The sequence below is a fragment of the Pseudomonas sp. C2B4 genome, assembly GCF_013359695.1.
Taxonomy (GTDB): domain Bacteria; phylum Pseudomonadota; class Gammaproteobacteria; order Pseudomonadales; family Pseudomonadaceae; genus Aquipseudomonas.
Window position 1 is genome coordinate 92,098 of sequence record NZ_JABFMU010000005.1, and the last position, 18,179, is coordinate 110,276.

At 60.8% G+C, this 18,179-nt stretch carries 16 protein-coding genes; 5 read left to right on the forward strand and 11 right to left on the reverse strand.

What is annotated here, in order from left to right; translation table 11 throughout:
- Window positions 1–90 precede the first annotated feature (90 nt).
- Window positions 91–2,046: a choline transporter BetT gene (gene betT, locus HNQ83_RS05945; RefSeq protein ID WP_175388210.1), complete on the forward strand. Its 1,956-nt coding sequence runs from the start codon at window positions 91–93 to the stop codon at window positions 2,044–2,046.
- Between the two features lie 9 nt (window positions 2,047–2,055).
- Here the strand turns inward: betT and HNQ83_RS05950 are convergent, their stop codons facing one another.
- Window positions 2,056–2,316 (reverse strand): hypothetical protein, encoded by a 261-nt coding sequence (locus HNQ83_RS05950; protein ID WP_175388092.1) that lies wholly within the window; start codon window positions 2,314–2,316, stop codon window positions 2,056–2,058.
- A 139-nt stretch (window positions 2,317–2,455) separates the two neighbouring features.
- Entirely contained in the window at window positions 2,456–3,196 is a 741-nt protein-coding gene (locus HNQ83_RS05955) for an SDR family oxidoreductase (protein ID WP_175388093.1), read from the reverse strand.
- A gap of 115 nt (window positions 3,197–3,311) precedes the next feature.
- Between HNQ83_RS05955 and HNQ83_RS05960 the strand changes: the two genes are divergently transcribed.
- Complete coding sequence (locus HNQ83_RS05960) at window positions 3,312–4,202, forward strand: LysR substrate-binding domain-containing protein (RefSeq protein ID WP_175388094.1); 891 nt, start codon at window positions 3,312–3,314, stop codon at window positions 4,200–4,202.
- Window positions 4,203–4,336: 134 nt separating this feature from the next.
- Complete coding sequence (gene mgrA, locus HNQ83_RS05965) at window positions 4,337–5,374, forward strand: L-glyceraldehyde 3-phosphate reductase (RefSeq protein ID WP_175388095.1); 1,038 nt, start codon at window positions 4,337–4,339, stop codon at window positions 5,372–5,374.
- Window positions 5,375–5,538: 164 nt separating this feature from the next.
- On the opposite strand, the gene tauD is transcribed toward mgrA, so the two are convergent.
- The 7 genes from tauD to HNQ83_RS06000 form a co-directional block, all read right to left on the reverse strand.
- Entirely contained in the window at window positions 5,539–6,381 is an 843-nt protein-coding gene (tauD, locus tag HNQ83_RS05970) for a taurine dioxygenase (RefSeq protein ID WP_175388096.1), read from the reverse strand.
- Between the two features lie 148 nt (window positions 6,382–6,529).
- On the reverse strand, window positions 6,530–7,366 hold the full coding sequence (tauC, locus tag HNQ83_RS05975) for a taurine ABC transporter permease TauC (RefSeq protein ID WP_175388097.1): 837 nt from the start codon (window positions 7,364–7,366) through the stop codon (window positions 6,530–6,532).
- Window positions 7,363–8,157 carry a taurine ABC transporter ATP-binding subunit gene (tauB, locus tag HNQ83_RS05980; RefSeq protein WP_175388098.1) on the reverse strand — a complete coding sequence of 265 codons (795 nt, stop codon included), beginning with the start codon at window positions 8,155–8,157 and terminating at the stop codon, window positions 7,363–7,365. The genes tauC and tauB overlap by 4 nt, the downstream gene beginning before the upstream one ends.
- A gap of 16 nt (window positions 8,158–8,173) precedes the next feature.
- Window positions 8,174–9,151, reverse strand: coding sequence for a taurine ABC transporter substrate-binding protein (tauA, locus tag HNQ83_RS05985; protein ID WP_175388099.1), 978 nt, complete (start codon window positions 9,149–9,151; stop codon window positions 8,174–8,176).
- A 242-nt stretch (window positions 9,152–9,393) separates the two neighbouring features.
- Window positions 9,394–10,977 carry a glutamate--cysteine ligase gene (gene gshA, locus HNQ83_RS05990; RefSeq protein WP_175388100.1) on the reverse strand — a complete coding sequence of 528 codons (1,584 nt, stop codon included), beginning with the start codon at window positions 10,975–10,977 and terminating at the stop codon, window positions 9,394–9,396.
- 290 nt (window positions 10,978–11,267) lie between these two features.
- A complete protein-coding gene (locus tag HNQ83_RS05995) occupies window positions 11,268–11,651 on the reverse strand; it encodes a PaaI family thioesterase (protein ID WP_175388101.1) in 384 nt (127 codons plus the stop codon).
- Window positions 11,651–13,975: a Tex family protein gene (locus HNQ83_RS06000; protein ID WP_175388102.1), complete on the reverse strand. Its 2,325-nt coding sequence runs from the start codon at window positions 13,973–13,975 to the stop codon at window positions 11,651–11,653. Before HNQ83_RS06000 ends, HNQ83_RS05995 begins: the two co-directional genes overlap by 1 nt.
- A 362-nt stretch (window positions 13,976–14,337) precedes the next feature.
- On the opposite strand from HNQ83_RS06000, the gene ompR reads away from it, so the two are divergent.
- On the forward strand, window positions 14,338–15,078 hold the full coding sequence (gene ompR / locus HNQ83_RS06005) for a two-component system response regulator OmpR (RefSeq protein ID WP_020795794.1): 741 nt from the start codon (window positions 14,338–14,340) through the stop codon (window positions 15,076–15,078).
- Window positions 15,079–15,193: 115 nt separating this feature from the next.
- Window positions 15,194–16,507 (forward strand): ATP-binding protein, encoded by a 1,314-nt coding sequence (locus tag HNQ83_RS06010; protein WP_175388103.1) that lies wholly within the window; start codon window positions 15,194–15,196, stop codon window positions 16,505–16,507.
- A gap of 126 nt (window positions 16,508–16,633) precedes the next feature.
- Here the strand turns inward: HNQ83_RS06010 and rimK are convergent, their stop codons facing one another.
- Window positions 16,634–17,539: a 30S ribosomal protein S6--L-glutamate ligase gene (rimK, locus tag HNQ83_RS06015; RefSeq protein WP_007972871.1), complete on the reverse strand. Its 906-nt coding sequence runs from the start codon at window positions 17,537–17,539 to the stop codon at window positions 16,634–16,636.
- Window positions 17,536–17,997, reverse strand: coding sequence for an ATP-dependent zinc protease (locus tag HNQ83_RS06020; RefSeq protein WP_175388211.1), 462 nt, complete (start codon window positions 17,995–17,997; stop codon window positions 17,536–17,538). The genes rimK and HNQ83_RS06020 overlap by 4 nt, the downstream gene beginning before the upstream one ends.
- Window positions 17,998–18,179 lie beyond the last annotated feature (182 nt).

The window sequence follows — 18,179 nt, forward strand, 5'->3', positions numbered from 1 at the left end:
GCTGAGTCCGATTTCTACAGCCACGCTTTACCCCTTCGAGGTGCACGGTTCATGAGTGCATCGTCCCTCCCTTCAAGCGGCCAGGTCCGCATGAATCCGCCAGTGTTCTGGTTCGCTGCGAGTTTCATTCTGTTGTTCGGCGTGGTGGTCATGGCCATGCCCGAACAGGCCGGTGCCTGGCTGCTGGCGGCGCAAAACTGGGCGGCCAATACGGTCGGCTGGTACTACATGTTGGCGATGACCCTGTATCTGGTCTTCGTGGTGGTCACCGCGTTATCGGGCTACGGCAAGATCAAACTCGGTGCCGACCACGACGAGCCCGAATTCAGTTACCTGTCCTGGGCCGGCATGTTGTTCGCCGCCGGGATCAGCATCACGTTGTTCTTCTTCTGCGTGTCCGAACCGCTGACCCACATGCTGCAGCCGCCGCAAGGCGAGGCGGGCACGGCGGATGCGGCGCGCCAGGCCATGCAGATCCTGTTTCTGCACTGGGGCCTGCATGGCTGGGGCGTGTTCGCCTTCGTCGGCATGGCACTGGCCTACTTCGCTTACCGCCACAACTTGCCGCTGGCCCTGCGTTCGGCGCTGTACCCGCTGATCGGCAAGCGCATCAACGGCCCCATCGGCTACGCGGTGGACGGCTTCGGCATCATCGCCACGGTGTTCGGCCTGGGTGCCGACATGGGCTTTGGCGTGTTGCACCTCAACTCGGGCCTGGACTACCTGTTCGGCATCGCCCATACCCAGTGGATTCAGGTCGGGCTGATCACGCTGATGATGGGCGCGGCGATCATCGTCGCGGTATCCGGCGTCGATAAAGGCGTGCGGGTGATGTCCGATATCAACATGCTGCTGGCCTGTGCGCTGCTGCTGTTCGTGTTGTTTGCCGGCCCCACCCAGCATCTGCTCAACACTTTGATCCAGAACCTGGGCGATTACCTCGGCGCCTTGCCGATGAAGAGTTTCGACCTGTACGCCTACGACAAACCCAGCGACTGGCTGGGCGGCTGGACCGTGTTCTATTGGGCCTGGTGGATTGCATGGGCGCCGTTCGTGGGGCTGTTCATCGCGCGGATTTCCCGTGGCCGGACCATCCGTGAATTCGTCTTCGGCGTGCTGTTGATTCCCCTCGGTTTCACCCTGGCGTGGATGTCGATTTTCGGCAACAGCGCCATCGACCAGGTGCTCAACCATGGCATGTCCACCCTGGGCATGTCGGCCATCGACAATCCGTCGATGACCCTTTACCTGCTGCTGGAAACCTACCCGTGGAGCAAAACCGTCATCGCGGTCACGGTGTTTATCAGCTTTGTGTTTTTCGTCACCTCGGCCGATTCCGGCACCGTGGTGCTGTCGACGCTGTCCGCCAAGGGCGGTGGTCCGGATGAAGACGGGCCGAAATGGCTGCGGGTGTTCTGGGGCGCGATGACCGCGCTGGTGACCAGTGCGCTGCTGTTCTCCGGGAGCATCGATGCGCTGAAGTCGGCGGTGGTGCTGACTTCGCTGCCGTTCTCGCTGATTTTGCTGACGATGATGTGGGGGCTGCACAAGGCGTTCTATCTGGAGTCGCAAAAGCAGATTGCGCAGATGCATTCCCTGGCACCGGTGTCCGGCTCGCGGCGCGGTGGCTGGCGTCAGCGCTTGAGTCAGGCCGTTCATTTCCCGTCGCGGGACGAGGTGTATCGTTTCCTCGATTCAACGGTGCGGCCGGCGATCGAAGAGGTGTCGGCGGTGTTCATCGAAAAAGGCCTGAGCGTGCTCACGCATCCTGAACCGGTCAATGACAGCGTCAGCCTGGAGATCGGTCATGGCGATCAGCACCCATTCATCTATCAGGTGCAGATGCGCGGCTATTTCACGCCATCGTTCGCCCGTGGCGGCATGGGCTCCAAGCAGCTCAATAACCGCCGCTACCACCGGGCGGAGGTGCATTTGAGCGAGGGCAGTCAGGACTATGACCTGGTGGGTTACAGCAAGGAGCAGGTGATCAACGACATCCTTGATCAGTACGAGCGCCACATGCAGTTCTTGCATCTGGTGCGTTGATCGGGGTCTTCAGGTTTCGGTGGTCAGCACCATGAACAACACCAGCGCCGCCACCGGGACGCCGAACACGGCGCTGCCGACCGCCAGTTCCGTGCTCAATGGTTGGCCGGCGTGCACCATGCCGACCGCGCCGTTGATCAGCGTCAGCGCCAGCCACAGCACGATGAAGCTGTAGGCCAGGGTCTGGCGGGTGAAGCCGATCTTCTCGCCGATGTAGAGCATCAGGGCGAGGAGGATCAGGCCGAAGGTGATGATGATGGTGGTGTGCATCGCTTGTCTCACCCTTTAGATGTGCATTACTCCTGAGACAGCATTCGCGAGCAGGCTCGCTCCCACAGGGATCGCGGTGATCTTGTGTGGGAGCGAGCCTGCTCGCGAAGGGATCACCTCGGTATCAGCTTGAGCATAGTTAAACCAACCCACCATTCACCCGCAAAATCTGCCCATTGACCCACGCCGATTCCGGCCCGGCCAAAAAGGACACCACGCGGGAAATGTCCTCCGGCTGCCCCAGCCGTTCCAACGGTGCCATTTTGGCGAAACCCTGGATCTGCTCTTCACTCTTGCCCTGCAAAAACAGCTCGGTCGCCACCGGCCCGGGCGCCACGGCATTCACCGTGATGTTGCGCCCGCGCATCTCCTTGGCGAACACCTGGGTCAGGGATTCCACCGCCGCCTTGCTGGCGATGTACACCGCATAGCCCGGCAGGTTCAGGCCGACGGTGCTGCTGGAAAAGTTGATGATCCGCCCGCCAGCGTTCAGGCGCGTTGCAGCTTCACGCAGGGTGTTGAAGGTTCCGCGGGCATGGATGTTGAAGGTCTGCTCGAACAACTCGTCGCTGTGCTGCGCCAACGGCATGACCTTGAGAATACCGGCGTTGTTCACCAGCACATCGACCTTGCCCAGTTGCGTTTCCGCCTCGTCGAACATCCGGCGCACGTCGTCGGCATTGGCCACGTCGGCCTTGATCGCTATGGCTTGATGGCCGGCCTGACGCAACTCCACCACCCGTTTCGAAGCTTCGCTGGCGCTGTTGGCGTAGTTGATGGCGACGGCGAAACCTTCGCTGGCCAATTGCTTGGCGATGACCGCGCCAATGCCGCGGGAGGCACCGGTTACGAGGGCTACTTTCGAGTCTTGAGTCGTCATGGCGGTGGTTCCTGTCGATGGGGTGTGAAGCCAATTTCACATGTTTACTCAGGCCGATAAATGCACGAGAGTTGCCTTGACTGTTCAATAATCGCCAACAATCAAGGAGCCCGCCGTGGATCAGGTCAAAGCGATGAAAGTGTTCGTCCGGATCTATGAGCGCAGCAGCTTTACCCTGGCTGCGAATGACCTGGATCTGCCGCGTGCGACGCTGACCCACACCCTGAACCAGTTCGAAGCCTGGCTCGGCACACGGTTGCTGGAGCGCAGCACGCGCAAGGTGCGTCCCACGCTGGATGGCGAAGCGTATTACCAGCGTTGCGTGCAATTACTGGCAGAACTGGAAGAGGCCGAGCTGGCGTTTCGCAGCGTGGCGCCAAAGGGGCGATTGCGCGTGGATGTGCATGGCACGCTGGCCAGGCACTTCGTGATCCCGGCCTTGCCGCAATTCATGGCGCGTTACCCGGACATCGAACTGTCCATCAGCGAAGCCGACCGTCTGGTCGACCTGATCGCCGAAGGGGTCGACTGCGTGCTGCGCGCCGGTATGCTGAGCGACTCCACCCTGATCGGCAGACAGGTCGCCAGCCTGCGCCAGATCACCTGCGCCAGCCCTGCTTATCTGCGCAAATACGGCGAACCGAAAAGCCTCGATGACCTGAAAAACCATCGCGCCGTGAACTACGTTTCCCGCACCACTGCCAGGCAGTTCCCCTTCGAATTCATGGTCGATGGTCAACTCAGGGAAGTGGCCATCGAGGGTGCGGTGTCAGTGTTCGGCGCAGAAATCTACGCCGCTTCGGCCATTGCCGGCTTGGGCCTGATCCAATGCCCGCACTACCGCATGGAAACGCAAATCGCCCAAGGGCTGATCAAGGAAGTCCTCGCCGACACCCCACCGCCACCGATGCCGGTATCCGTGCTGTATCCGCAAAACAGACACATGTCGCCACGGGTTCGGGTGTTTGTGGATTGGTTGGGGGAGGTGTTTGCTGAAGCAAGGTAATAAGCAAAAGATGAAATATATGAAACGTTTCAGCAATTAGTCGAGTCCATGGTTTTTTGGCGTTTGTCTGGGCGTATGCTGGGCGACTGGCGAAGCAGTCGAGACCAGATTCAAGACCGACAAGAGAGGATTCGATGACCTACACCGCTGCCGAAAACCGCTACGACTCCATTCCATACCGCCGCGTGGGACGCAGCGGATTGGTGCTGCCGGCGTTGTCCCTGGGCCTGTGGCACAACTTCGGCGACAGCACGCCGATCGACACCCAGCGTGCGCTGTTGCGTACGGCGTTTGACTTGGGCATCAACCATTTCGACCTGGCTAACAACTATGGCCCGCCCTACGGCAGTGCCGAGATCAACTTCGGTCGTTTGCTGCGTGAAGACTTCAAGCAGTACCGCGACGAGCTGATCATCTCCAGCAAGGCCGGTTGGGACATGTGGCCCGGTCCTTACGGTCAGGGCGGCGGTTCGCGCAAATACGTGCTGGCCAGCCTCGACCAGAGCCTGCAACGCCTGGGCCTGGACTATGTCGACATCTTCTACTCCCACCGCTTCGACCCGGACACGCCACTGGAAGAAACCGCCAGCGCCCTGGCCACGGCGGTGCAACAGGGCAAGGCGTTGTACATCGGTATTTCGTCGTATTCCGGGGTGAAAACCCGGGAAATGGCGGCGTTGCTCAAGGAGTGGAAAGTACCGTTGCTGATTCACCAGCCGGCCTACAACCTGCTCAACCGTTGGGTGGAAAAAGACCTGTTGGACACCACTGATGAGCTCGGCACCGGCGTGATTGCCTTCACGCCGTTGGCGCAGGGATTGCTGACGGACAAATACCTCAACGGCGTGCCGGAGGATGCGCGGGTCAATCGTCCTGGTGGTGGTTCGTTGCAGGCATCCCACCTGTCAGACGCCAACATCGCTCAAGTGCGTGCGCTCAATGAGATTGCCAAGCGTCGCGGCCAGAGCCTGGCGCAACTGGCGCTGGCCTGGACTCTGCGCGATCCTCGAGTGACGTCGGCACTGATCGGTGCGAGCCGTCCGGAACAGATCATCGAGAACGTCGGGGCGTTGAAGAATTTGAGCTTCAGCGCGGAGGAGTTGGCGGAGATTGACCGGTTTGCCCAGGAGGGCGGGATCAATCTTTGGGAGAAGCCTTCGAGGGCTGAGTGAGTGTTGGGCGCCGGATTTTGCGGCGCCTGTTCCGGCCTCTTCGCGAGCAGGCTCGCTCCCACAGGGTTTGTCGGTTGGCCGCAGATTTTGGGTCAACATAACTCCACTGTGGGAGCGAGCCTGCTCGCGAATGGGCCCTCAAAGCCACTAAAGCACTCCAGGCTTCAGCGAAAAAACGGCACATCCCCCAACACCGTCGCCCGCTGCATCACCCGCCGCGCCGGCCGGTAGTCATCCACCGCGTAATGCTGCGTCACGCGGTTATCCCAGAATGCAATGTCGTCTTTCTGCCAGCGCCAGCGAATGGTGAATTCCGGGCGGGTGGCGTGGGCAAACAGGAATTTCAGAATCGCCTCGCTCTCGGTTTCCGACAGTTCATTGATCTTCGAGGTGAAGCCTTCATTGACGAACAGTGAGCGGCGTCCGCTCACCGGGTGCGTGCGGATCACCGGGTGCGACAGCGGCGGATTCTTGCGCCGTGCTTCTTCCCATTGGGCCAGCGCTTCAGGCGTGTTGCCATAGCGCTCCAGGGGAAACGAGCGGGTGAAATCGTGGGTGGCGGTCAGGCCTTCGAGCAGGGATTTGAACGGTGCCGACAAGGCTTCGTACGCCGCGATGCCGCTGGCCCACAGCGTGTCGCCTCCAAACTCCGGCAGCAGCTTGGCACTGAGCACCGCGCCCATGGCCGGGGTCGGCAGGAAGGTCACGTCGGTGTGCCAGATCGCGTTATCGCGCACGTCGGTGATGGCGGTGTCGAGGATCAGCACTTCCGGTTGTTCCGGGACGTTCGGGTAGATCGGGTGAATGTGCAGGTCGCCGAAATTGGCGGCGAAGCGTGCCTGTTGCTGCGGCGTGATCGGTTGGTCGCGGAAGAACAGCACTTGATGCTTGAGCAGCGCCTGCTCAATGGCGTCACGCTGTTCCAGGTTCAGTGGCTGGCTGATGTCGACGCCACTGATTTGCGCGCCGAGGGCGGAGCTTAAAGGGACGATGTTCAAGATACTCATGAAAGTTCTCTTCAATTCGGGGGTGTATCAAGTTCCCTGTGGGAGCGAGCCTGCTCGCGAAAGCGGTGTGTCAGTTACTGAAATGTCGCCTGACACTCAGTATTCGCGAGCAGGCTCGCTCCCACAGGGTTATTCGCATGACTAAAAATCAGTGGGCCTGGCCGTGCCACGGCACCAGTTTGCGCTGCAGTGCACGCAGGCCCATTTCCATCGCGAAGGCAATCAGTGCGATCACCAGGATCCCCAGCACCACCACATCGGTGACCAGGAATTGCGCGGCGGACTGCACCATGAAGCCCAAACCGCTGGTGGCCGCGATCAGCTCGGCAGCGACCAGCGTCGACCAACCCACACCCAGGCCGATGCGCACGCCGGTCAAAATGTCCGGCAGCGCACTCGGCAGAATCACATGGCGAATCAACTGTGCCCGAGTCGCGCCCAACGACTGTGCGGCGCGCAATTTGGCCGGGTCGACCGTGCGCACACCAGTGGCGGTGGCGATGGCAATCGGCGCGAAAATCGCCAGGTAGATCAGCAGGACTTTCGACAGCTCACCGATGCCGCACCAGATCACGATCAACGGCAGATAAGCCAGTGGTGGAATAGGGCGGTAGAACTCGATCAGTGGGTCCAGCACGCCACGGGCAATGCGGTTGGCGCCAATGGCAATGCCCACTGGCACGGCAGTCAGCACCGCAAAGCCGAGACCCAGTCCGATACGGCCGAGGCTCGCGCCCAGATGCTGCCACAGGGTTGAATCCATGTAGCCGCTGGTCACCAGCAGCCAGCCTTTTTGCAATACGGCGGACGGTGGTGGCAGGAATAGCGGCTCGATCAAGCCAGTGGCTGTCACAGCCCACCAGATGGCAACGAGCGCAATCAGTGTCAGCACGCTGATCCAGCGCGTGCTCAAACTGCGACGTACGGGAACCACAGTTGCATTGGGTTTTACCGCTGCAACGGCCGGAACTTCATAACTGCTCATGCGCGCTCCTGCCGCTGGGCGGCGCTACGTTGGGAGAACACCTTGGCGAGCACGTGTTCGCGGGTTTCGATAAAAAGCGGGTCGGATTTGATCGAGCGGGCCGACTCACCGGCGGCGTAACGCTGACCGAAGTCCAGGCTCAGGCGCTCGACGATTTGTCCGGGATTGGGGGCCAGCAAAATCAGGTCGGTGGCGAGGAATACCGCTTCTTCGATGTCATGGGTGATCAGGAACACCGGTTTGGCGGTGCGGCGCCAGACTTGCAGCAGCAGCTCCTGCATTTGTTCGCGGGTGAACGCGTCGAGCGCGCCGAAGGGCTCGTCCATGAGCAAAACGCGAGGATCGGCGGCGAGGGCGCGGGCCAGGCCGACACGCTGTTTCTGGCCGCCTGAAAGCTGCCAGATGCGTCGGTTCTCAAATCCGGAAAGGTCGACCAGCGCGAGCATTTCCCGGGCGCGGATTTCACGCTTGTCCCGGGCAATGCCCGCCAGTTCAAGGCCGAAGCCTACGTTGGCCAGCACGTCCTGCCAGGGCAGCAGGGCGTCGTCCTGAAACACTACGCCGCGTTCGGCGCTTGGTCCTTTGACCGGTACACCATCCAGCGTGATGCGGCCGGCGCTGGGCTCGACGAAACCGGCAATCAGGTTCAACAGCGATGTCTTGCCACTGCCGGACGGGCCGAGGGCGACCAGCAATTGCTGGGGCCCCAGACTCAGGGAAATATCCGCCAGCACAGGTGTAGGGCTGCCGGGGTACTGTGCGCTGATGCGCTCCAGCTGTAGCAAGGCCATCGCAATGAACTCCCGATCAGTTGGTGATGAACTTGGCGCTGACATACGGCGCGTAGTCCGGCAGAACGGCTTCGACCTTGCCTTGTTCCTTGAGGAACACGGCGGTGTCGGTGATCGCCTTGGTGGTCGGTGCGCCGAGGCTGGTGACCTGATCAGCCGCCAGCGGGTAGACGTTGCCTTGCAGCAGCAGCGGAATGTCGCTGGCCTTGGCACCCGACAGCTTCACAAGCTTGTCGACGTTGGATGGGTTAGCGAGCCAGGCTTTCGGATCCTTGCGGTAATCGGCGTAGGCATCCAGGGTCACTTTGGCGAATGCAGTGACGATTTCCGGGTGTTTCTCGGCGAAGTCTTTGCGCACGATCCAGGCATCGAAGGTCGGCGCGCCGAACTTGGCCAGTTCGCCGGAGGTGATCAGCACTTTGCCGTTTTCCTTGGCCACACCGAGCGCCGGGTCCCAGACGTAGGTGGCGTCGATGTCACCGCGTTTCCAGGCGGCAATGATCGCCGGCGGAGCGAGGTTGAGCACGGTGACTTTCGAGGGGTCGATGTTCCAGTGCTTCAACGCGGCCAGTAGGCTGTAGTGGCCGGTGGAAACGAATGGCACGGCGATTTTCTTGCCGATCAGGTCTTGCGGTGTCTTGATCCCGGAACCGTCGCGAGCCACCAGGGCTTCGGCGGCGCCAATCTGGGTGGCGATGAGGAAGGTTTCTACCGGAACCTTGCGAGTGATCGCAGCGGTCAGCGGGCTGGAACCGAGGTAACCGATCTGCACGTCGCCGGAAGCGATGGCGGCGATGATGTCGGCACCGTTATCGAATTTGCGCCAGTTGATGTCGGCCTTGGTGGCCTTTTCATACGCGCCGTCGGCTTGGGCGACTTTCGCCGGGTCAACGGTGGTCTGGTAGGCGACGGTGACGTCAGCCGCCTGGGCGAACAAGCTCGCAGTAGCCAAGGAAGCGGCCGCCAGCAAGCGAAGAGGGAAAGTCAGTTTCATCGGGAAGCTCCTTGTCAGGCGACCGAGAGTCGGCGTGAAAAGGAGACTAAATGATATAAGAATTCGAAAATAAATAACTTTTTCGAATGAGCTTATGAGCGGAAAATTCTAAGAGACGGTGGAAATAGCTATCCATGTGGGAGCGGGCTTGCTCGCGAAGAGGGAGTGTCAGCCGACATCAATGTTGACTGGTGCACCGTCTTCGCGAGCAAGCCCGCTCCCACAGGGGGCGCATTTGCAGGTTAGTTACTGATCGCCAGAATGCTCGCCTGATACGACCCGACAAACACATCGAAATCGCCAACCTCGTTCTGCTCCAGCTCCACTTGCTCGGCCAGCGAAGCACGCGCGCGCTCTTCAAACCTGGCTTGCTCTTCGGCTGGCAGCGGCTCGCTACGGAAATACTTCGCGTGAGCCTGGCTCTGGCGCAGGGAGAACTGGGCAAAGCTCTCCTTGTGCTCGGCCATGGCTGCCAGGACCTGGGCCGATGGTGTCAGGGACGGGTCCTTGACCTTGGCCATCTGCGCATCCAGCGCCTTGCTGTGGGCATCACCGCCATGGCTCTGATCCAGCAGCGCGGCCAATGGCGCGATGTTTTCCAGCAATTGGCCGGCCCACTCTTTCAGGTCCACCGGGTGGCCGTCGCGTTGCAACTGCAAACCCGGGCGCCGGCCTTCCTTGACCACGCTCAGGAAGTTCGACGTCGCATTGCCACAGCTGGTGCTGGTCAGCAGCGGACTGTCGTTCAGGGCGCAATACAGCAGGAAGGCGTCGAGGAAACGCGATTCGGTGAGATCGATGCCCATCGGCAGGAACGGGTTGATGTCCAGGCAGCGGACTTCGACGTACTGGATGCCGCGGGCCATCAGCGCCTGGATCGGCCGCTCGCCGGAATAGGTCACGCGTTTCGGACGGATGTTGGAGTAGTACTCGTTTTCGATCTGCAGGATGTTGGTGTTGAGCTGAACCCACTCACCATCCTTGTGCGTGCCGACTTCGACGTACGGCGCATAGGGCGTCGCCACTGCTTTGCGCAGACTGTCGGTGTAGCTGACCAGGTCGTTGTAGCACGGGGTCAGACCGGCCTGGGCGTTGCTCTGGTAACCCAGGTCACTCATGCGCAGGCTGGTGGCGTATGGCAGATACAGGGTATCGGGGTCCAGTTGTTCCAGTTGATGCGAGCGACCGCGCAGGAAACCGGCGTCCAGCGCTGGGGACGCACCGAACAGGTACATCAGCAGCCAGCTATAGCGGCGGAAGTTACGAATCAGGGCGATGTAGGACGACGACTGGAAGTCGCGGTCGGTGCCGTCAAGACCTTCAGCTGCTTTCACCAGCGGCCAGAGTTTCTCCGGCAGGGAGAAGTTGTAGTGAATCCCGGCGATGCATTGCATGGTCTTGCCGTAACGCAGGGCCAGGCCCTTGCGGTACACGTACTTGAGCTGACCGATGTTGGACGTGCCGTAGTAGGCGATCGGGATATCTTCCTCGGCCGGCAACGGGCACGGCATCGATGGGCTCCACAGGTACTCGTTGCCGAGCTTGCTGTAGGCAAAACGGTGAATGCTGTCCAGGCTCGCCAGCGTATCGGCAGGATCGGGCAGGGCCGGGGTGATGAACTCCAGCAGCGACTCGGAGTAGTCGGTGGTGATCTGTTCGTTGGTCAGCGCGGAACCCAATTCTTCCGGGTGCGGCGTTTGCGCCAGGCGACCTTCGCCGGTCACGCGCAGGCATTCACGTTCGATGCCGTGAAGGCACTGTTCGAGCAGAGAGAGGTTAGCGCGCTCGCCGAGCAAGGCCAGGCGGCGGTTGAGAAGTTCGCTCAAGTTGGATTCCTTCACGCGTCAGTCGCCCCAATATGGGGGTGGGCAAGACGGTCTACAAGGGTGAAGTTAAAACTGGCGTTTTCGCCTGGTTTTCGGACCGCACAGGGCTGTTGATACCAGCCAGGGTGAGCGTCGCAATCTACTGTGGGAGCGAGCCTGCTCGCGAAGGAGGACTGTCAACCGACATGGATGTCGCCTGAAATACCGCCTTCGCGAGCAGGCTCGCTCCCACAGAAAACTTCGGCGCTGCGGTCACAGCGCCGAAATTACCTCAAATCGATGACGGCTAGCTACAGGACAGCGAACGTGCCTTGTGCTTTTGCGACCAGTTTGTCGCCTTGCATCACGTCGGCCTCGACCACCAGGGTGCGGCGGCCCGGGTGGATTACCCGCGCCGTGCACATTACCTCGCCGTCGGCGACGGCGCGGATGTAGTTGATCTTGCACTCGATGGTCGCGCTATGCTGGTCAAATCCATGGGTGCTGGAGCAGGCCAGCCCCATGGCAATGTCCACCAGACTGAACAAGGCCCCGCCGTGCAGCTTGCCGCCGCGATTGCGCAGTTCGGGCTCCAGCGCCAGGGCGACTTGCGCCACCCCGGTTTCCAGGCTGTGCAAGCGACAGCCCAGCAGTCTGAAAAACGCGCTTTCGGTCAGGCCGGCAGGGATGTCCATCAGCGTTTCTTCAACTGCTTGGCATTGGCGAACAGCGACGCCATGGCGTTGTTGCTCGGGGCCGCCGCCGTGGTTTCCTTGCGCGGTGCTGTGTTCTGGGATTGGCGAGGTGCCGATCCCGGACGTGCACCACGGGCACCGTCGATTTTCTCGCCCGGGGTGTCGCTCATGCGCATCGACAGGCCCACGCGCTTACGAGGGATGTCGACTTCCATAACCTTCACTTTCACCACGTCGCCGGCCTTGACCGCTTCCCGTGGATCCTTGATGAACTTCTCCGAAAGTGCAGAGATGTGCACCAAACCGTCCTGATGCACGCCGATGTCGACGAACGCGCCGAAGTTGGTCACGTTGGTCACCACGCCTTCGAGAATCATCCCCAATTCCAGGTCCTTGAGGTCTTCGACGCCTTCCTGGAACTCGGCGGTCTTGAACTCCGGACGCGGATCGCGACCTGGTTTTTCCAGTTCTTGCAGGATGTCGGTGACCGTCGGCAGGCCGAAGGTTTCGTCGGTGTACTTTTTCGGGTCGAGGCGCTTGAGGAACGCGGCATCGCCAATCAGCGAACGGATGTCACGGTCGGTCTCGGCCGCAATGCGCTGTACCAGCGGATAGGCTTCCGGGTGCACGGCCGACGAATCCAGCGGGTTTTCGCCGTTCATGACGCGCAGGAAACCGGCGGCCTGTTCGAAGGTTTTTTCGCCCAGACGTGCGACTTTCTTCAGCGCAGCACGGGTTTTGAAGGCGCCGTGCTCGTCGCGATGGCTGACGATGTTCTGCGCCAGCGTTGCATTGAGGCCGGAAATCCGCGCCAGCAGCGCCACCGAAGCGGTGTTCACATCCACGCCGACGGCGTTCACGCAGTCCTCGACCACAGCATCCAGGCCGCGAGCCAGTTTCAGCTGCGATACGTCATGCTGGTATTGGCCGACGCCGATGGATTTCGGGTCGATCTTCACCAGTTCCGCCAGTGGGTCCTGCAGGCGACGAGCGATGGACACCGCGCCACGGATCGACACGTCGAGGTCCGGGAATTCCTTCGAGGCCAGTTCCGATGCCGAGTAAACGGATGCGCCGGCTTCGGAAACCATGACCTTGGTCATCTTCATGGCTGGGTATTTTTTGATCAGCTCGGCGGCCAGTTTGTCGGTTTCACGGCTGGCGGTGCCGTTGCCGATGGCGATCAGGTCTACCGAGTGCTTGGCGCACAAGGCCGCGAGAATCGCGATGGTCTGGTCCCACTTGTTGTGCGGTACGTGCGGGTAGACCGTGGCGTGATCCAGCAGCTTGCCGGTGGCGTCGACCACGGCCACCTTGCAACCGGTACGCAGGCCCGGGTCGAGGCCCAAGGTGGCGCGCGGGCCGGCCGGGGCCGACAGCAGCAGGTCGTGCAGGTTGTGGGCGAATACGTTGATCGCTTCGGTTTCCGCGCCATCGCGCAGTTCGCCCAGCAGGTCGGTTTCCAGGTGGGTGTAGAGCTTGACCTTCCAGGTCCAGCGCACCACTTCACCCAGCCATTTGTCGGCTGGGCGGTTCTGGTTCTGGATGCCGAATTGCTGGCCGATCATGCCTTCGCACGGATGCATGGTGCCCGGCAGTTCATCGCCGACTTTCAGCGCGGAGCTGAGAATGCCTTCGTTGCGACCACGGAAAATTGCCAGGGCGCGGTGCGATGGCATGGTTTTGAGCGGTTCGTCGTGTTCGAAGTAGTCGCGGAACTTGGCGCCTTCCTCTTCCTTGCCGGCGATCACGCGGGCACTGAGGGTGGCTTCCTGCTTGAGGAAGTTACGCAGCTTGTCCAGGAGGCCGGCGTCTTCGGCGAAGCGCTCCATCAGGATGTATTTGGCGCCTTCTAGGGCGGCTTTCACGTCGGCGACGCCTTTTTCCGCGTCGATGAAGCGTGCCGCTTCGACGTCCGGGGTGAGGGTCGGGTCGTTGAACAGGCCGTCGGCCAGCTCGCCGAGGCCGGCTTCCAGGGCGATCTGGCCCTTGGTGCGGCGCTTCTGCTTGTACGGCAGGTACAAGTCTTCGAGGCGGGTCTTGGTGTCGGCCAGCTTGATGTCGCGTTCAAGTGCCGGGGTCAGCTTGCCTTGCTCCTGGATACTGGCAAGGATGCTGATGCGCCGTTCGTCGAGTTCTCGCAGGTAGCGCAGACGCTCTTCCAGATGACGCAATTGGGTGTCATCGAGGCTGCCGGTCACTTCTTTCCGGTAACGGGCGATGAAGGGAACGGTAGAGCCTTCATCGAGTAGCGCGACGGCCGCTTCGACCTGTTGTGGGCGTACGCCGAGTTCCTCGGCGATGCGGCTGTTGATGCTGTCCATAAAACCACCTGACAAATTGTGAAAGCAGACGCGCAGGCACAAGGATAAGGGGGCCGGCGAATCTGGTTGAGCGGCCTGGCCTGCGCCGCTACCTGGATCAAAAGGTATTCCGTTGACCCGTGAAATCGAACAATTACTGCCGGAGCCCTGAAAATAAAAAACGACCACCCGGCGTAACGATCAGACGTTGCCTGACACAAAAGGCCGCGCATTATAACCAGCGTTCTGCCCTTCGGGGGCATCACAGACTGTAGGCAAAATGCCCGGTTTTCTGGCGGTGAAGGAAAAATCTGCTAACAATGCACACGGTGCGTATAACGGCAGCTACGCCATAATGCGCGCCGAGATCAAAGGAGCATCCAATGAGCAGCACTGCAAACATTGCTGAAGGCGAAAAAATTCTTATTGTTGACGACGACCCGGGCCTTAGCAGCCTGCTGGAGCGTTTTTTTGTCAGCAAGGGCTACCGTGCCCGCGCCGTACCGAATACCGAGCAAATGGATCGCCTGCTGGCGCGCGAGGTATTCAACCTGGTCGTCCTCGACCTGATGCTGCCTGGCGAAGACGGCCTGACCGCCTGCCGTCGCCTGCGTGGCGCGAACAATCAGATCCCGATCATCATGCTGACCGCCAAGGGTGACGAGCTGAGCCGCATCAAGGGCCTTGAACTGGGCGCCGACGATTACCTGGCCAAGCCGTTCAATCCGGACGAGCTGATGGCGCGCGTAAAAGCCGTCCTGCGCCGCCAGTCGGCTCCGGTGCCGGGCGCGCCTGGCAGCGAAGACGAAAGCGTGACCTTCGGTGACTACGAGTTGTCCCTGGCCACCCGTGAACTCAAGCGCGGTGAAGAAGTGCACATGCTCACCACCGGTGAGTTCGCGGTACTCAAGGCTCTGGTGATGAACGCCCGTCAGCCGCTGACCCGCGACAAGTTGATGAACCTGGCCCGTGGCCGCGAGTGGGACGCCCTGGAACGCTCCATCGACGTTCAGATTTCCCGTCTGCGCCGGATGATCGAACCCGATCCGTCCAAACCGCGCTATATCCAGACCGTCTGGGGCGTGGGTTACGTATTCGTTCCGGATGGCGCCGCCACCAAGTGATCGGCGAGTTGTAGGCGCGGGTCGTGCGGGCGAAGGGTCGATTGGCCTTGCCCGCAGACTCGCGACCCGCAATATGCGAGCATCCCTCGCTCCTGCAAGTGTGTAGCGGTTATCCATGAAAACCCCGGTTTGGTTCCCCCAGAGTTTCTTCTCCCGCACCCTTTGGCTGGTGCTGATCGTCGTTCTGTTTTCGAAGGCACTGACCCTCGTTTATCTGTTGATGAACGAAGACGTGCTGGTGGACCGTCAATACAGCCACGGCGTTGCCCTGACGTTGCGTGCTTATTGGGCCGCCGATGAAAACAACCGGGACAGGATTGCCGAGGCTGCGACCTTGATCCGGGTAGTGGGCGCTGGCGTACCGGAAGGTGAACAACACTGGCCCTATAGTGAAATCTATCAGCGGCAAATGCAGGCTGAACTGGGGGCCGACACCGAAGTGCGATTACGCATGCATTCGCCACCGGCATTGTGGGTTCGAGCGCCAAGCCTGGGTGACGGCTGGTTGAAAGTGCCGCTGTATCCGCATCCGCTGCGCGGTCAGAAAATCTGGAATGTGCTTGGCTGGTTCCTGGCCATTGGCCTGCTGTCCACGGCGTCGGCGTGGATATTCGTCAGCCAGCTCAATCAACCTCTGAAACGTCTGGTCTACGCCGCGCGGCAGCTCGGTCAGGGACGTAGCGTGCGTCTGCCGATCAGCGATACACCCAGCGAAATGACCGAGGTGTATCGCGCCTTCAACCAGATGGCCGAAGATGTCGAGCAGGCCGGTCGCGAACGTGAACTGATGTTGGCAGGGGTGTCCCATGACTTGCGTACGCCGTTGACCCGCTTGCGGTTATCCCTGGAGCTGATGGGGGACCGCAGCGATCTGACCGACGACATGGTTCGCGACATTGAAGACATGGATGCGATTCTCGACCAGTTCCTAGCGTTCATTCGTGACGGTCGTGACGAGTCGGTGGAAGAGGTCGACCTGAGCGACCTGGTGCGCGAAGTCGCCGCACCGTACAACCAGAACGAAGAGAAAGTGCGCTTGCGCCTGGAGCCGATCCAGCCGTTTCCATTGCGCCGGGTGTCGATGAAGCGGTTGCTGAACAACCTGATCGGCAACGCCTTGCATCACGCAGGCAGCGGGGTCGAAGTGGCGGCGTATGTGTCCGGAGATACCAGCGCGCCGTACGTGGTATTGAGCGTCATGGACCGTGGCGCCGGCATTGATCCATCGGAGCTGGAAGCGATCTTCAACCCGTTTACCCGGGGCGATCGTGCCCGTGGCGGCAAGGGCACCGGGTTGGGGTTGGCGATTGTGAAGCGGATTGCATCGATGCATGGCGGCAATGTTGAACTGCGCAACCGCGAGGGTGGTGGGCTGGAAGCTCGGGTGCGCTTGCCGCTGGGGTTGATGCTGCCAAGGGATGCCGTTTAGCGCCGAAAATCTCGGTGATGTTAAGGGCCTCTTCGCGAGCAGGCTCGCTCCCACAGTTGAAATGCCTCCATTGTGGGAGCGAGCCTGCTCGCGAAGTCGGCATCCCTGCCGCCGAAAGTGTTCGAGTCAGCCCTTCCCTTTAGTCCGCGTCATATTCGGACCACCGTTCTTTTCCAGGTGCTCAATGATGATTCCCGCCACGTTCTTCCCGGTGGTGGTCTCAATCCCTTCCAGCCCCGGCGACGAGTTCACTTCCATCACCAGCGGCCCGTGATTGGACCGCAGGATATCCACACCCGCTACCGCCAGGCCCATGACCTTCGCTGCCCGCAAAGCGGTCATGCGCTCCTCCGGGGTGATCTTGATCAGGCTGGCGCTGCCGCCGCGATGCAGGTTGGAGCGGAACTCGCCGGGTTTGGCCTGGCGCTTCATCGCCGCAATCACCTTGTCGCCCACAACGAAGCAACGAATGTCTGCTCCGCCGGCTTCCTTGATGTACTCCTGGACCATAATGTTTTGCTTGAGGCCCATGAACGCCTCGATCACCGACTCCGCCGCCGTGGCGGTTTCGCACAGCACCACGCCAATGCCCTGGGTGCCTTCCAGCACCTTGATCACCAGCGGTGCGCCGTTGACCATTTCGATCAGGTCGGGAATGTCATCCGGCGAGTGGGCAAACCCGGTGACCGGCAAACCGATTCCGCGACGCGACAACAATTGCAGCGAACGCAGTTTGTCCCTGGAGCGGGCGATGGCTACGGATTCGTTGAGCGGGAAGACCCCCATCATTTCGAACTGGCGCAACACCGCGCAGCCATAAAACGTGACCGACGCACCGATTCGCGGGATCACCGCGTCGAAACCCTCCAGCGGTTTGCCGCGATAGTGGATCTGCGGCTTGTGGCTGGCGATGTTCATGTAGGCGCGCAGGGTATCGACCACCACCATTTCATGGCCGCGTTCGGTACCGGCTTCGACCAGGCGACGGGTGGAATACAGACGCGGGTTCCGCGACAGCACAGCGATCTTCATGCAACACCTGTGGAGGAGGTAGATACCGGGAACACCGGCTTGTCTTGTACATACTTGATGCCCGGATTGACCACCAATTGGCCATCGATCAGGGCTTTGGAGCCGAGTAGCAGGCGATAACGCATGGACTTGCGGCAGGCCAGCGTGAACTGGACCCGCCAGACCCGATCACCGAGGGCCAGGGTGGTGCTGATCACGTATCGCACCTGCGCGTGACCGTTAGAGCTTTTAATGGTTTTCATCGTCACCAGCGGTGCTTCGCAGCGACGGTGACGCAACTGGACCACCGTGCCCAGGTGCGCGGTGAAGCGCACCCACTGCTCGCCGTCGCGGTCGAAAGGTTCGATGTCGGTGGCATGCAGGCTGGAGGTGCTGGCGCCGGTGTCGATTTTTGCCCGAAGGCCCGCGACTCCCAGATCCGGGAGCGCCACCCACTCGCGCAGACCGACAACGGTCAAATGATCAAATGTCTTCAAAATTGCTCAACCGGTAGAAACCACGGTGGCCGCAGGCGGCCGAATTCGCGGTATTCACGCAGAATAATGGTTAAAAGGCGACAGATATCTACGGCCCGGAATACCAGCCCCTCAGGGAGGTTATGGAATGTCAGCATTGTAGTCCGGGATGGCGGAATTCTTGG

Coding starts and splice junctions, on each gene's coding strand:
- tauC (WP_175388097.1), bottom strand. CDS start 7,366: ATGAGCAGTTATGAAGTTCCGGCCGTTGCAGCGGTAAAACCCAATGCA.
- rimK (WP_007972871.1), bottom strand. CDS start 17,539: ATGAAGATCGCTGTGCTGTCGCGGAACCCGCGTCTGTATTCCACCCGT.
- HNQ83_RS05950 (WP_175388092.1), bottom strand. CDS start 2,316: ATGCACACCACCATCATCATCACCTTCGGCCTGATCCTCCTCGCCCTG.
- tauB (WP_175388098.1), bottom strand. CDS start 8,157: ATGGCCTTGCTACAGCTGGAGCGCATCAGCGCACAGTACCCCGGCAGC.
- HNQ83_RS06010 (WP_175388103.1), top strand. CDS start 15,194: ATGAAAACCCCGGTTTGGTTCCCCCAGAGTTTCTTCTCCCGCACCCTT.
- ompR (WP_020795794.1), top strand. CDS start 14,338: ATGAGCAGCACTGCAAACATTGCTGAAGGCGAAAAAATTCTTATTGTT.
- HNQ83_RS05955 (WP_175388093.1), bottom strand. CDS start 3,196: ATGACGACTCAAGACTCGAAAGTAGCCCTCGTAACCGGTGCCTCCCGC.
- tauA (WP_175388099.1), bottom strand. CDS start 9,151: ATGAAACTGACTTTCCCTCTTCGCTTGCTGGCGGCCGCTTCCTTGGCT.
- betT (WP_175388210.1), top strand. CDS start 91: ATGAATCCGCCAGTGTTCTGGTTCGCTGCGAGTTTCATTCTGTTGTTC.
- HNQ83_RS05995 (WP_175388101.1), bottom strand. CDS start 11,651: ATGGACATCCCTGCCGGCCTGACCGAAAGCGCGTTTTTCAGACTGCTG.
- HNQ83_RS06000 (WP_175388102.1), bottom strand. CDS start 13,975: ATGGACAGCATCAACAGCCGCATCGCCGAGGAACTCGGCGTACGCCCA.
- mgrA (WP_175388095.1), top strand. CDS start 4,337: ATGACCTACACCGCTGCCGAAAACCGCTACGACTCCATTCCATACCGC.
- tauD (WP_175388096.1), bottom strand. CDS start 6,381: ATGAGTATCTTGAACATCGTCCCTTTAAGCTCCGCCCTCGGCGCGCAA.